At 73.4% G+C, this 13,114-nt stretch carries 10 protein-coding genes; 6 read left to right on the forward strand and 4 right to left on the reverse strand.

What is annotated here, in order from left to right:
• Window positions 1–1,131 precede the first annotated feature (1,131 nt).
• Together FHX73_RS33160 and FHX73_RS33165 are read left to right on the forward strand one after the other, a co-directional pair.
• Window positions 1,132–4,758, forward strand: a complete 3,627-nt coding sequence (locus FHX73_RS33160) for a putative Ig domain-containing protein (protein ID WP_145909644.1) — start codon at window positions 1,132–1,134, stop codon at window positions 4,756–4,758.
• A gap of 140 nt (window positions 4,759–4,898) precedes the next feature.
• Window positions 4,899–5,585: an MFS transporter gene (locus FHX73_RS33165; protein WP_145909645.1), complete on the forward strand. Its 687-nt coding sequence runs from the start codon at window positions 4,899–4,901 to the stop codon at window positions 5,583–5,585.
• A gap of 7 nt (window positions 5,586–5,592) precedes the next feature.
• Here the strand turns inward: FHX73_RS33165 and FHX73_RS33170 are convergent, their stop codons facing one another.
• Complete coding sequence (locus FHX73_RS33170; RefSeq protein WP_145909646.1) at window positions 5,593–6,369, reverse strand: SDR family NAD(P)-dependent oxidoreductase; 777 nt, start codon at window positions 6,367–6,369, stop codon at window positions 5,593–5,595.
• Between the two features lie 95 nt (window positions 6,370–6,464).
• Here FHX73_RS33170 and FHX73_RS33175 point away from each other — a divergent pair, with 95 nt between their 5' ends.
• Together FHX73_RS33175 and FHX73_RS33180 are read left to right on the forward strand one after the other, a co-directional pair.
• Window positions 6,465–7,403: a LysR family transcriptional regulator gene (locus tag FHX73_RS33175; RefSeq protein ID WP_145909647.1), complete on the forward strand. Its 939-nt coding sequence runs from the start codon at window positions 6,465–6,467 to the stop codon at window positions 7,401–7,403.
• A gap of 97 nt (window positions 7,404–7,500) precedes the next feature.
• Complete coding sequence (locus FHX73_RS33180) at window positions 7,501–7,902, forward strand: VOC family protein (RefSeq protein ID WP_145909648.1); 402 nt, start codon at window positions 7,501–7,503, stop codon at window positions 7,900–7,902.
• Window positions 7,903–7,920: 18 nt separating this feature from the next.
• On the opposite strand, the gene FHX73_RS33185 is transcribed toward FHX73_RS33180, so the two are convergent.
• The 3 genes from FHX73_RS33185 to FHX73_RS33195 form a co-directional block, all read right to left on the reverse strand.
• Window positions 7,921–8,982: an NAD(P)-dependent oxidoreductase gene (locus tag FHX73_RS33185; RefSeq protein WP_145909649.1), complete on the reverse strand. Its 1,062-nt coding sequence runs from the start codon at window positions 8,980–8,982 to the stop codon at window positions 7,921–7,923.
• A 10-nt stretch (window positions 8,983–8,992) separates the two neighbouring features.
• Window positions 8,993–9,568 carry a TetR/AcrR family transcriptional regulator gene (locus tag FHX73_RS33190; protein WP_145909650.1) on the reverse strand — a complete coding sequence of 192 codons (576 nt, stop codon included), beginning with the start codon at window positions 9,566–9,568 and terminating at the stop codon, window positions 8,993–8,995.
• A gap of 120 nt (window positions 9,569–9,688) precedes the next feature.
• The gene (locus tag FHX73_RS33195; protein WP_246214030.1) at window positions 9,689–11,647 is read right to left on the reverse strand and encodes an ATP-binding cassette domain-containing protein; all 1,959 of its coding nucleotides are present in this window, start codon (window positions 11,645–11,647) and stop codon (window positions 9,689–9,691) included.
• Window positions 11,648–11,987: 340 nt separating this feature from the next.
• Here FHX73_RS33195 and FHX73_RS33200 point away from each other — a divergent pair, with 340 nt between their 5' ends.
• Both FHX73_RS33200 and FHX73_RS33205 read left to right on the forward strand, forming a co-directional pair.
• Window positions 11,988–12,302, forward strand: a complete 315-nt coding sequence (locus FHX73_RS33200) for an ArsR/SmtB family transcription factor (protein ID WP_145909652.1) — start codon at window positions 11,988–11,990, stop codon at window positions 12,300–12,302.
• On the forward strand, window positions 12,299–12,754 hold the full coding sequence (locus FHX73_RS33205) for an SRPBCC family protein (protein WP_145909653.1): 456 nt from the start codon (window positions 12,299–12,301) through the stop codon (window positions 12,752–12,754). Before FHX73_RS33200 ends, FHX73_RS33205 begins: the two co-directional genes overlap by 4 nt.
• The last annotated feature ends 360 nt before the right edge of the window (window positions 12,755–13,114 follow it).

Consider the following 13,114-nt stretch of genomic DNA (forward strand, 5'->3'; position numbering starts at 1 on the left):
GCCGACCCCCCTGTTCTGCCGGCCCGCTGCCTGCTCACTGCCCCGGGCCCCCTCTCGGCGGCGTCGCACCGGTCCGCTGACCGGTGCCGCACCGTCATGTCGTGCTGCGCCGGCCGAGATCGGCCGGCCGTCGGCCGTCGCTGCGGGCCCCTGGACCCACGACGGCTCTCCCTCCCCAGGGCCGGCGGTGCCGCGGTTCGCGCGGTGCCGCCGGTGGTGCTCGTAGTGGTGACCGTGAATTCCGGTTCCGCTCGTCGGCGCTCTTGCCTGTGGCCGTGAATTCGCGCACCGGGATGGCGTTCCTCGGCGCTTGAACGGATGATGAAGACGAAATGTGCACGCGCCGACCGGGAATCGTCGTCGACGTAACGCTGCGGCGTCGTTTCCTGCCGTGCGTGTCATCTTTGCACACCTGACCGGGGCTTTGAGGTCGGCTCAGGAATTCTCATAACGGAACTGATGGATTGTCAGCAGTCGCTCGGGGCCCGCAGCGAGAACTTCCGTGGACGCATGGCACGCCTTCCACCGGTGTCGTGCGTCCACCGGCCGATCGGCCGCAGGGCCGCCGCCACCCCGGCCGGGGAGGCTCGCTCCGGCGCCCGGACCAGGCGGAACACAACTGGATGACAGTCGTCCTGACGCTTCGTCAGCCAGTTGACTCAAAACGGGTGCCGCCGGACCCGACGGCTGGGAGTGATCGCGGCCGCCGTTCAGGAAATTCCCAGGAAACCGCACCCAATTCCCCGATGAATCCAGGATTCCGGCAGGAAGCGCTCATTGTTCATCCAGGATCGGCCCCCAGTTCGAATTGCCGCACCGCACAACACGGACCGGTTCCATTCGTGCGTTTCCCCGTCGAGGCCCGTGGTCGATCCGTGAAGACCGGCCGCCCCGGACGGAACACCGCAGGGCGGGCGCGGCCGGCAGCCCTTGACCGCGCCCACCTGAGCAGCAGCGTGCCGGACGTCGGCGAACTTCCCGCGCCGGGCCGTTTCCGGGCCTTCCCGGAAATGAAGATATCCCCTTGGCATTCCCATATCCGGGCGGCGGCCGGACGGACCGACGATGCTGGGGCATCGCCCACCGAGCGACGGATGGGTGCGAGTCACGGATTCCATGGGGAGGGCCTGGATGGCCGGACGAGTTGCACGTTGGGCTGCCGCGGGGGCGGCAGCCATCACCCTGCTGGGAACGGTCCAGGCGGGGGTGTCGGCCGCGACCCCGGCCGTGATGTCCCCGCAGGTGGACCTGCGGGTGCTGCTGATCGGCGGCGGATCGACGGATCCGACCACCACGGCCTGGCAGAACGCCCTGGCCACCGAGGGCGTCCCCTACACCCTGGTGAACGCCAGTGGCGCGATCGGCAGCGAGACCGTCACCCTGCCGTCGCTGTCCACCGGCAGCCACGCCTACTTCAACGGCGTCGTGGTGGCGGACTCGCCCACCTTCTTCGCCGCCGGGCAGTTGAGCAGCCTGTTCAGCTACGAGTCGACCTTCGGGATCCGCCAGCTCGACGGCTACATGTACCCGTCGCCCTCGCTGGGCCTGACCGCCGCCGGCTCCGGCGCGGTGACCGGCACCGCGCAGCTGACCTCCGCCGCGCTGACCCAACTGCCGGAGCTGAAGGGCCCGGTGCCGTTCGAGTCCGGCTCCTACGGCTACCCGGCGACGCCCGTGGCCGGCGCCCCGGTGACCCCGTGGCTGGAGAACCCGGCCGGCCAGACGCTGGCCGCCGTCTACCAGCACCCGAGCACCGACCCGCAGGCCGGGGTCTCGGAGCTGTCGCTGACCTTCGACTACAACTCGACCATGCTGCCCTGGCTGCTGCTGGCACCCGGGCTGGTCAACTGGGTCACCCAGGACACCCACCTGGGCCTGTACCGGAACTACTTCGGTCAGGACGTCGACGACATGTTCATCTCGGACAACGAGTGGAGCCGGCAGTACCAGTGCACGCCGGCCGCCACCGACCCGAACGACGTGCTCTGCCCGTCCGGCGTCGGCGGCAACGCGGCCGACGGCCCAGCCGACACCCAGATGACCGCGACCGACGTGGACTACGTCGCCAACTGGGAGAAGCAGACCGGCATCAAGCTGGAGTTCGCGTTCAACGCGATCGGCGCCTGCACCGCGCCCACCGCGACCGCCGAGTCGAGCGCCAACTGCTCCGGCAGCACCACGGTGAACGGCCAGAACTTCACCGACCCGGGCCAGGCGGTGGACAGCGGCTACCCGAACGACGCCGCCTTCGTCAACGAACTGCTCAAGCAGCAGGGCTCGTTCAACTGGATCACGCACACCTGGTCGCACATGTACCTGGGCTGCCAGGTCGGCGGCCCGCAGCCGGCCAACGCCCCGACCGCGGGCAGCGGCGGCACGCTGACCGCCGGCGGCTACAGCTACGAGATCACCGCGGCCACCGCGTACGGCGAGTCGGAGCCCTCCGTCCCGCAGCAGGTGACCGTCGGCGCGAACGGCTCGGTCGCGCTCAGCTGGCCCGACGCCCCCAACGGCGGCGGCCCCTCGCTCGCCAAGCTGGAGTCCCTGTACTCCGGCGGCACCGGCTTCTGGGGCTACAACGTGTACCGCGCGCCCGCCGGTTCGACCAGCTTCGGCCTGGTCGGCCAGGTCGCCGAGGACCCGACCGGCGCGGCCACCGGCTACTCCTTCACCGACACCGGGGCGACCACCCCCGGCGGCGGCCCGGGCAGCACCAGCACCTTCCCGACCGCCACCGACCCCGGCATCGACTGCTCCGCCAACTCCGCCTGGCTGCCGGCCACCAGCACCCAGCCCGACTCCAGCATCGAGCAGGAGATCGGCCTGGACGACGCCTTCGCCGCCAACAACGGGCTGACCAACTTCAGCACCGGCGGCCTGGTCACCGGTGAGCACTCGGGCCTGGAGAACCCCAACATGCCCAAGTCGATGGCCGACATGGGGATCTCCGTCTTCGGCACCGACGCCTCCCGCCAGCCGCAGAGCTACACCATCCAGGGCACCAGCGCCTCGGGGGCGAGCAACACCGCCTCCTCCGCACCGCGCTACCCGAGCAACATCTACTACAACGCGGCCAACTGGCCCGACGAGCTGAGCGAGTACAACACCGCCTACGTCGCGCAGGGCTCCTCGATGGGTGACAGCCAGTACCCCGCGGAGACCGGAAAGTGCGTCAACACCCCCTCCACCACCTGCAGCAGCGCCCCGGCCTCCGAGAGCACCCTGCTGGCGAGCGAGTCGCGGATCATGCTCGGCCACGTGCTGGCCGACGACCCGCGGATGAACTACGCCCACCAGTCGAACCTGATCGGCCCGGCCACCCAGACCGTCAACGGCACCACCTCCGACTACGGCTACACGCTGCTCACCCTGCTGAACGACATGCAGGCGCAGTACAGCAGTTGGTACACCGCGCCGCTGACCCAGATGACCGACGCGACCACCTCGCAGACCATCGGTGAGTCGGCCGCCTGGGCCTCGGCCGAGCAGGCCGGCACGGTCACCGCCTCGGTGAGCAACGGCTCGGTGCAGGTCACCAACTCCGCCGGTGCCGCCGTCACGGTGCCGATCACCGTCCCCGCCGGGAGCACCGTCAACGGCGCGGCCTTCGGCCAGTCCTACGGCGGCACCCTGTCGGCCTGGACCTCGATCGCCGCCGGTGACACCACCACCGTCACCACCACCACCGACACCGCGCCGGCGATCACCAGCGCGGCCACCGCGAACGCCACCGCCGGCGCCGCGTTCAGCGCCACCGTCACCACCAGCGGCAACCCGACGCCCGCCCTCACCGAGAGCGGCACCCTGCCCGGCGGCGTCACCTTCACCGACAACGGCAACGGCACCGCCACCCTGGCCGGCACCCCGGCCACCGGCAGCAGCGGCAGCTACCCGCTCACCATCACCGCCAGCAGCCCCGCCGGCTCGACGAGCCAGAGCCTCACGCTCACCGTCGCCCAGGCCCCCGCGATCACCAGCGCCACCAGCGCGGCGTTCACGGCCGGCACCGCGGGCACCTTCAGCGTCACCAGCACGGGCAGCTCCACGGCCGCCCTCAAGGAGACCGGCGCCCTGCCCGGCGGCGTCACCTTCACCGACAACGGCAACGGCACCGCCACCCTGGCCGGCACCCCGGCCACCGGCACCGGCGGCAGCTACCCGCTCACCATCACCGCCACCAGCCCCGCCGGCACCGCGAACCAGAGCTTCACGCTCTCGGTCGCCCAGGCGCCGGCCGTCACCAGCGCGGCCACGGCGGCGTTCACCGCCGGCACGGCGGGCACCTTCACCGTGACCACCAGCGGCAACCCGGCGGCCGCCCTCACCGAGAGCGGCACCCTGCCCGGCGGCGTCACCTTCACCGACAACGGCAACGGCACCGCCACCCTGGCCGGCACCCCGGCCACCGGCACCGGCGGCAGCTACCCGCTCACCATCACCAGCACCAACAGCGCGGGCACCGCGAGCCAGAGCCTCACGCTCACCGTCACCCAGGCCCCCGCGATCACCAGCGCGGCCACCGTGACCGGGCGGATGCTCACCCCGCTCTCCTTCACCGCCACCACCACCGCCAACCCGACGGCCAGCCTCAGCGAGACCGGCCTCCTGCCGCTGGGCCTCGCCTTCACCCCCGGCAAGAACGGCACCGCCGCCCTCACGGGCCTCCCGCTGCTGCCGGGCACCTACCACCTGAAGCTCACCGCCCGGAACGCCACGGGCAGCACCACCCAGGCCCTCACCGTCACCATCGGCGCCTGACCGCAGCCGCACCGCGGCACCGCCCCTGGTCCCGCCCGCTGCCACGCAGCGGGCGGGACCAGGGGTTTCGCGTCCGACGGAGCTGACGGACGATCACCTCCGTTGCCCGGCAGCCGGATCGGCGCCTAGTCTCGCGCAGCATGCGAGAACTGCTGCGCGACCGGCGGGCCCGCTGGTTCCTCACCGGCCAGGCGGTCTCCTCGTTCGGCGACTCCGCGCTCTGGCTGGCGCTCGGGGTGTGGATCAAGCAGCTGACCGGCAGCAATTCGGCCGCCGGGCTGGCGTTCTTCGTGCTCGCACTCGGCAACCTGACGGCCCCGCTGGCCGGGCTGCCGGTCGACCGGGTGCGCCGCCGCCCGCTGCTGATCGCGGTCAACCTGGCGGCCGCCCTGCTGCGGCGGCTCGGCGAGATCCGCCTGGTGGCGGTCGCGCTGGGCGCGGCGGCCGCGGGGTTCCTGCTCCAGACGGTGCCGGCCGTGCCCGCGGTGCTGGCCGGGGCGGCGCTGCTCGGCACCGGGTTCCCGCTGTTCAGCACCGGCCTGCTGACGCTCTTCCAGCGCGGCACCCCGCCCGCCCTGCTCGGCCGCACCAGCGCCGCCCTGGGGCTGCTGCTCTCGGCCCCGCAGGCGCTGTCGGTGGCCGCCGGGTCCGCGCTGGCCACCGTGCTGGACTACCGCGTGCTGCTCCTGCTGGTCGCGGGCGTGCTGCTGCTGGCCGCCGTTCCGTTGCGGCGCACGGCACTTGACGCATCCTCCGACGACCGGCAGTCGAGTCCCGCCGAGCCGGTCGGACCGGTCGAGCCGGTCGAGCCGGTCGAGGCCGGCTGACGCTGCGTCACCACGGCACCGGGCCGTCCTCGTCGAAGAAGCCGCCGCTCGGGCCCTCGGCCCCGGGCGGCAGGGTGGCGAACTTCACCGCGACGGCGGCGCCTTCGGCGGCGGTGCGGGTGATGTCGTCGGCGAACGACAGCCCCTGCACGAAGTCGGTGGCGCAGGCGCCCGGTGCCACCGCGTTGACCAGGATCCCGTGCGGGCGCAGCTCCTTGGCGTACTGCACGGTCAGCGCGTTCAGCGCCGACTTGGAGGGCGCGTAGGCGCCGAACAGCGGCCAGCGCGGCCCGGTCCCCAGCAGCTCGGTGTGCCGGCCCAGCGAGGCGACCCCGCTGGTCACGTTGACGATCCGGCCGGCCGGGGAGCGCCGCAGCAGCGGGAGCAGCGCGTTGGTGACGGAGAGCACGGCGAAGACGTTGGTCTCGAAGACCTCCCGGAGCACGGCGGTGTCGATCGTGCTGGGGTTCTGCTCGACCAGCGGGCCGGAGACGCCCGCGTTGTTGACCAGCACGTCGAGCCGGCCGTAGCTGGCCTCGATCCACTCGGCCGCCGCGGCGATGTCGGCGGGGTCGGTGACGTCGAGCCGGACGTGCTGGATCCGCGCGTCGCCCGCCGGCTCGCCCGGCGGCTTGCGCGAGCCCGCGAGCACGGTGCAGCCCAGGGCGGCGAGTTGGGCGGCTATCTCGCGGCCGATGCCGCGGTTGGCGCCGGTCACCAGGGCGACGCTGTCCGTCAGGTGTCGCGTGGTCGGGTGTTGCGTGGTGATGTCTGGAGTGGGCATGCGTCGAGTGGACCATCGCCCGCACCCCGGGGGCCAGACCGGTCCGGGTATCGCTCCATACCCGTCAAACATCCCGCTCGTGCGAGGATCATCGGATGAACCGTGTGGAGACCCGTGAGCTGGCCTATTTCCTCGCCGTGGCGCAGGAGTCGCACATCGGCCGGGCCGCCGAGCGGTTGGGGATCGCGCAGCCGCCGCTGTCCCGGGCGGTCCGGGCCCTGGAGCGCCGGCTGGGCGTGGAGCTGCTGGTGCGGCACGCGGGCGGGGTGCGGCTGACCCCGGCCGGCGAGGTGCTGGCCCGCGAGGCGGCCGAGGTGCTGGCCGCGGCCGACGCGGCGGTGCGGCGCACCCGGCGGGCGGCCGAACAGCGGGCCCGGCTGCTGGTCGCGCTCAAGCCGGGCGGCGACGGTGAGCTGCTGCCGGAGATCCTGGCGCACTACCAGGCCGGCGGGGCGGCGGTGCCGGTGGAGCTGGTGTTCTGCGACGGGGCCGAGCGGGTGGCCCGGCTGCGGGACGGCACGGTGGACGCGGCGCTGCTGCACCACCCCTACGACGACCTCACCGACCTCGACGTCGAACCGCTGCTGGTGGAGGCGTCGATGGCGCTGCTGCCCGCCGGGCACCGGCTGGCGGACCGTCAGCGGCTGCTGCTGGCCGACCTGGCCGAGGAGCCGCTGGCCCGCTGGCGCGGCCTGCCGGAGTACGGCGGCACCGGGCCCGAGGTGCACGGCATCACCCAGCTGACCCAACTGGTGGCGCTGGGACAGGCGGTGGGGGTGGTGCCGGAGTCGGTGCGGCAGCACGTGCCGGGCGGCGTGGTCTGCGTGCCGGTCGACGACGCGCGGCCGATCACCCTGCTGCTCGCCTGGCCGCAGCGGAGCACCTCGCCGACGCTCGCCGCCTTCGCCGCGGCGGCGGCCACGGTCGCGGCAAGTCGCTTGCCCGGTTCGGCCACGGACGTTAGTGTCCCTTCCATGACTGCCGGGTCGGCCGCAACGGGCCACGCACGAAACGGTTCCCCGGCCTCGGCATGAGTCCGGGGCGGGCCAGGAGCCCGCCGCCGTCCCTCTTCGACACCGCGAAGCACGCTCGCCACCCCGAAGAGAGGAAGTTCTCAGCATGTCCGACAGCATGTCCGAAAAGCCCGCCACCGCCGTCCAGTTGAACCACACGGCGGTCTACGCCTCCGACCGCAGGACCTCGGCCGAGTTCCTCGCCGGGATCCTCGGCCTCGAAGTCGGGGCCCCGTTCGGCCCGTTCCTGCCGGTGGACCTCGGCAACGGCGTCACCCTCGACTACTTCGAGCTGCGCGACCAGCCGGTGCAGAGCAACCACTACGCCTTCCTGGTCCCCGACGAGGAGTTCGACACCATGATCGCCCGGCTGGAGGCGGCCGGGGTGACGTACTACGCCGACCCGCAGCACACCCAGCCGGGCCGGACCAACGACATGTTCGGCGGTCGGGGCGCCTACTTCGACGACCCCGACCGGCACAACATGGAGATCATGACCCGCCCCTACGCGCGCCCCTGACGCCGCCGAGGTCTCCGACTACCGTGCGGAGACCGTCGGCACGCCCTGCACCCGGCCGGCCAGCAGCGCGGCGATGTGGTCGGCGCACCGCACGGCGGCCTCGGCCATCGCGCCGGCCGTCATGCCGGCCAGGTGCGGGGTGAGCAGGGTGCGGGGCGCGCCGACCAGCGGGGAGGCGAAGGCCGCGTGCTCGTGGGCGAAGGTGTCCACGGCCGCTGCGGCGAGCGGATGCCCGGGGTCGCGCAGCGCGTCGGCGAGCGCCTGCTCGTCGACGATGCCGCCGCGCGCGGTGTTCAGCAGGATCGCGCCGGGCCGCAGCTCGGCGAGTTCGGCGGCGCCGATCAGGCCCCGGGTGTGCCCGGTCAGCGGGAGGTGCACGGAGAGCACGTCGCTGCTGCGCAACAGGTCCTGCAAGGTGGCGACTTGGGGTACCTCGGCGGGCACGCTCGGGCGGGCCAGGGTCTGCACGGTCATGCCGAGCGCGGTGGCCCGGCGGGCCAGTTCGGCACCGATCCGGCCGAAACCGAGGATGCCGAGCGTGAGTTCGCCGAGCTCCCGGGCGGGCGCGCCGGGAGCGCCCCAGCGACCGTTCTGACTTCGGGCGTGATGCTCGGTCAGTTCCCGGGTGAGCGCGAGGAGTTGGGCGAGCGCGAACTCGGCGACGGCGCCCGCGTTGGAGCCCGGCGTGTGGGTGACGGTGACGCCGTGCCGGGCGGCGGCCGCCAGGTCGACGTGGTCGGTGCCGGAACCGGCCCGGCCGATCACCCGCAGCGGGTTGCGCAGCGTCGGGTCGGTGGCCGCGGCCAGCAGGGCGGCGCGCAGCGGCACCCCGGCCCGGGACTTGACGGCGTGGAAGCCGTCGGCGGAGCACAGGAAGGCGGTCAGGGCCTGCTCGTCGAACGGGTCGAAGTCGGTGAACGCGACCTCGGCGCCCCAGCGTTCCCGCACCGGCGCCGGGTGCTCGACCCGGCGCAGGTTCAGGGTGGGCGCGAGCCCGTGGCCGAGCACCCGGGCCAGCTCGCGGTCGAGCAGCGGTCCGGGTGCGGCGTCGAGCAGCAGGATGCGGTGCGGGTCCCCCATGCACGGCAGCCTATCCGGCCCGGCTCGGCCAGTTGTCGAGGGCCACGTGCAGGGCCTCCAGCGAGCGGTGCCAGGACTCTTCGACCACCCGGCTGTCAGCGAAGCCCTGGTTGAGCTCCAGGTGGATGTAGCCGTGGAAGGAGGCGCGCAGCAGGCGCCCGGCGTCGGTCAGGTCGGGCTCGGTCAGGCCGTAGCCGCGCAGCACGCCGCGGGTCAGCTCGACGCCGCGCCGGAAGCCGGGCGAGTCGGCCACCTCCTCGGGCTCGAACTGGAGCTGGGTGGCGGCGTACCGGCCGGGGTGGGCGAGCGCGAAGTCGCGGTAGGCGTCGGCGAAGGCGAACAGCGCGTCCTTGCCGGCCCGGCCGGCGACGGCCAGCGCAATCCGTCGGCTCATCTCCTCGGCGGCCAGCAGGGCCACCCGGACCCGCAGCTCGCGCAGGTTGCGCACGTGCGAGTAGAGGCTGGCGTCCTTCACCCCGAACTGCCGTGCGAGGCCGGAGACGGTCAGCCGGTCGAGGCCGTTCTCGTCCGCCAGTTGGGCCGCCGCCTCGGTGAGCCGGGCGGCGGTGAGCCCTGCGCGCGCCATGCGGTGTCCTCCGGAGGGATTCCTAGGGTGTCTAGGCACGAACCTAGCATGGTGCTCCCCCATGCCGGGGGCGGCCATCTGCGCGACCACCCCCGGCACGGATGCCGGCCCCGGCCCGGCTCAGGCCGTCGCGGCCCGCGGCTCCGGCGGCCGGCCCGGGCCTGCGACGGTGCGGTCACGCTGCAGGTCGAGCAGTTCCCGGAACAGGCCGGTCGGCTGCTCGGCCAGCTCCTGCCAGGTGCCGCTCTGCACGATCCGCCCCTGGTCGAGCACGATCACCCGGTCGGCGAGCGCCGCGTTGGCGATGTTGTGGGTGACCAACAGGGTGATCCGGCCGGGCGCGAAGGCGCGCAGGGCGTGCAGCAACCGGTGCTCGGCCCGCGGGTCGAGGTCGGAGGTCGGCTCGTCGAGGATCAGCAGCCCGGGGTTGCGGGCCGACCGGTACAGGGCCCGGGCCACCGCCGCGCGCTGCCAGCCGCCGCCGGAGAGTTCGGCACCGCCCAACCAGCCCTGGGCGAGCAGGGTCTGCCACCCCGAGCGCAACCGGGCGACGATCTCGTCGAAGCCGGTGGGCGAGGCGGCCCGCTCCACCTCCGCCATCAACTCCCGGGTGAGCTGGCCCAGGTGGACGTTCTCAGCCGCACTCAGCGGCCACCTGGCGAATTCCTGCGGCACCCGGGCCACCCTGGTCCACAGCCCCTCGGCGTCCAACTCGCCCACCGGCACGCCGTCCCAGCAGATCCGGCCGGACTGCGGCAGGTAGAGCCCGGCCAGGTACTTGAGCAGCGTGGACTTGCCGCTGCCGTTCTGCCCGATCAGCGCCACCACTTCACCTTGACGGAGCGTCAGGCTGACGCCCCGCAGGGCGGGTTCCTGCTGGTCGCCCGGGTAGCAGTGGGCCAGCTCGCGGACCTCCACCAACTCCGGTGCGCCCGGCACCAGCCGGCCGCGGCGGATCCGGTGCCCGCCCGCCTCGTCCAGGAAGCGGAAGTAGTCGTCCAGGTAGAGCCCCATCCGGTAGAGCCGGGCGCCGTTGCCCACCATGCCCTGCACGCCGGCCGTGGCGGTGCGCAGCGCGAAGGTCGCCGAGCCCGCGGCGGCCAGGCTGATCCGCCCGCCCGCGACCAGGTAGAGCAGCAGGCCCCAGATCAGCGCGCTGCCGGCGCCGGTGCCCAGCGCGGCGAGCAGCGAGACCCGGGCGGCCTGCCGCGCGGCCCGGTCGGTGGCCTGCGCGATCCGCGCCTCCACCTGCCGGTACTTGCCCAGCATGAACGGCAGCAGCTGGTCCGAACGGACTTGGTCGGCCCGGCTCTTGTCGATCAGGAACCAGCGGTAGATGCGCAGCGCGACCCGTTCCTCGTTGGTGGTGACGGCGGCCAGGTAGTGGATCCGTGCGGTGCGCACGGCGCCGATTCCGGCCGGCACCGAGCCGAGCAGCAGGAACGGCACCAGCCAGGGGTGCAGGGTGCCCAGCACGCCCGCCGCGGCGGCCAGCGAGACCGTGGCGGCCGTCACGTCCTGGGCGGCGGCGAGGAGTTCGGGCGTGGTGCTGGCGCCCCGGTCGGCGGACTCCCACTGCTCGGCGTAGGCGGGTTCGTCGTAGGCGGCCAGCTCGGCGGAGCAGCCGGCGGCGATCAGCGCCAGGTCGGCCTCCCGGTTGATCCGCGGGGCGATCCTGGCGGACAGCCCGGTGGCGGCGATCGCCAGCCCGGCACGCAGTGCGGTGGCACCCGCGACCAGGGCGAGCGAGGGCGCGGCGCGACGCAGGTGGGTGCCGAGCTGGCCGGGCAGGAAGAGCGCGTGCAGGGTGCCGGTGGCGGCGTAGAGCGCGAGCGCGCCGAAGACGCCGGCGAGCAGCTGGCAGAGCAGCAGCAGGGCGGTGCCACGGCTGTCCGCCCGCCAGGACAACTCCAGGGTGCGGTAGAGGAGTTGGGGCAGGCGACGGAGCATCGTCACAGTGCGGACGGGGGCGGCGAGCCGGTCCTGCTCCTCGCGCGAGCGGCGGGTGCGGATGTGCTCGCCCGCAGGGGGCGGAGCGGGTTGGTCGGGGTCGGTCGTCACGGTGCTGGGTTCTGACACTGTGCTCCCTAGGTCGGCTCCGGGCAGCCCGGGTCGCCGGGCGGGCGGCCGCAGTTGAGCGCGGCGGACCGGCCGGGGGCGGCGGGCTACCTGGGTGGTCGACCGGCGTCTGCCGGTGCGGTCCCCGATCCTGGCAGCGCGTCGCCGGGCCGTTCGGCGTGTCCCGACGGGTCTCACTCGATCCGGGCGGATCCGTGTCCCGGTCGGCGCGTTGCTGGCGCGCGATCTTCGAATCGCCTTTCGAACACCCGGGACTTCCGACGGCTCCCGACGGCTCCTGACAGCCCCGACGCGTCGGAGATGTTTGACGCGTCGGAAATCTCCGACGTATGGTCGTGGCATGCCGACCGACGTGTTCGGCGTACTGGCCAACCCGGTGCGCCGCAAGCTGCTCGACTGCCTGCGCGACGGACCGCGCTCCACCGGCGACCTCGCCGGGCTATTCGAGCTGGGCAGACCGGCCGTCTCCGAGCACCTGGCCGTCCTGCGGGCCGCCGGGCTGGTCCGCGAGGAGCCGCGCGGCCGGCACCGCTTCTACCACCTGGAACCGGGTCCACTGGCCGAGGTCGAGGCCTGGCTGCGCCCGTTCGAGCAGTACTGGTCGCAGCGCCTGGACGCCCTGGCCGCCGTACTGGACGAGGAGAACCCCGAATGACCGCCGAACCCGCAGAGACCCCGGGAACCCCGGGAACCCCGGGAACCCCGGGAACCCCCGAGATCCGCCTGGACCGCCTGCTGCCCCACCCGCCGGCCGCCGTCTGGGCCGCGCTCACCCGGCCCGAGCTGCTGGCCCGCTGGTGGGCCGCCGGCGACATCGCGCCAGTGGTCGGCCACCGCTTCACGCTCGACATGGGCGCGTTCGGGCAGCAGCCCTGCGAGGTCACCGCCGTCGAGCCGGAGCGGCTGCTCGCCTACCGGTTCGCCGAGGGCACCCTGGACACCACCATCACCTGGCGGCTGGAGCCCACGGCGGACGGCACCCGGCTGCGCCTGGAGCACGCCGGCTTCGACCTCGACTCCCCCATGGGCCGCCAGGCCTACCAGGGCATGGGGCACGGCTGGCCGCACGTGCTGGACCGGCTCGCGGCGGAGCTGACCACCGCCTGACGGTCCGTCAACTGCCCTTTGAGCAGGCTGATTAGAAGAAGTCGCCGTCGTCCTCGTAGTAGTTGTTCACCACCACGTCGGGGCGGTCGTCGCTGAACGCCTCGTCGAGCAGCACGCCGCCGAGCACCCCGGCCACGCCCGCGCCGATCAGCGCACCGGTGCCGTAGCGCCGCGGCTGCTCCGGCGGCAGCTGACCGTGCTGGTGGGGGTAGCCCTGCTGCACCGGCTGCGGGTAACCCTGCTGCTGGGCGTAGCCCTGCTGCACCGGCTGCGGCGGGGTGTAGAACGGCGGCACCGTGCTCTGCACCCGCTGCGCGCAGTGCGCGCAGGTGTGGACCTCGCGCGGCACGCCCCACTGCG

The sequence above is a fragment of the Kitasatospora viridis genome, from assembly GCF_007829815.1.
Classification (GTDB): Bacteria; Actinomycetota; Actinomycetes; order Streptomycetales; family Streptomycetaceae; genus Kitasatospora; species Kitasatospora viridis.

Excerpts from the sequence above, each read along its gene's own strand:
- FHX73_RS33165 (WP_145909645.1), top strand. The coding sequence starts at position 4,899 with ATGCGAGAACTGCTGCGCGACCGGCGGGCCCGCTGGTTCCTCACCGGC.
- FHX73_RS33160 (WP_145909644.1), top strand. The coding sequence starts at position 1,132 with ATGGCCGGACGAGTTGCACGTTGGGCTGCCGCGGGGGCGGCAGCCATC.
- FHX73_RS33185 (WP_145909649.1), bottom strand. The coding sequence starts at position 8,982 with ATGGGGGACCCGCACCGCATCCTGCTGCTCGACGCCGCACCCGGACCG.
- FHX73_RS33170 (WP_145909646.1), bottom strand. The coding sequence starts at position 6,369 with ATGCCCACTCCAGACATCACCACGCAACACCCGACCACGCGACACCTG.
- FHX73_RS33190 (WP_145909650.1), bottom strand. The coding sequence starts at position 9,568 with ATGGCGCGCGCAGGGCTCACCGCCGCCCGGCTCACCGAGGCGGCGGCC.
- FHX73_RS33205 (WP_145909653.1), top strand. The coding sequence starts at position 12,299 with ATGACCGCCGAACCCGCAGAGACCCCGGGAACCCCGGGAACCCCGGGA.
- FHX73_RS33175 (WP_145909647.1), top strand. The coding sequence starts at position 6,465 with ATGAACCGTGTGGAGACCCGTGAGCTGGCCTATTTCCTCGCCGTGGCG.
- FHX73_RS33200 (WP_145909652.1), top strand. The coding sequence starts at position 11,988 with ATGCCGACCGACGTGTTCGGCGTACTGGCCAACCCGGTGCGCCGCAAG.
- FHX73_RS33180 (WP_145909648.1), top strand. The coding sequence starts at position 7,501 with ATGTCCGAAAAGCCCGCCACCGCCGTCCAGTTGAACCACACGGCGGTC.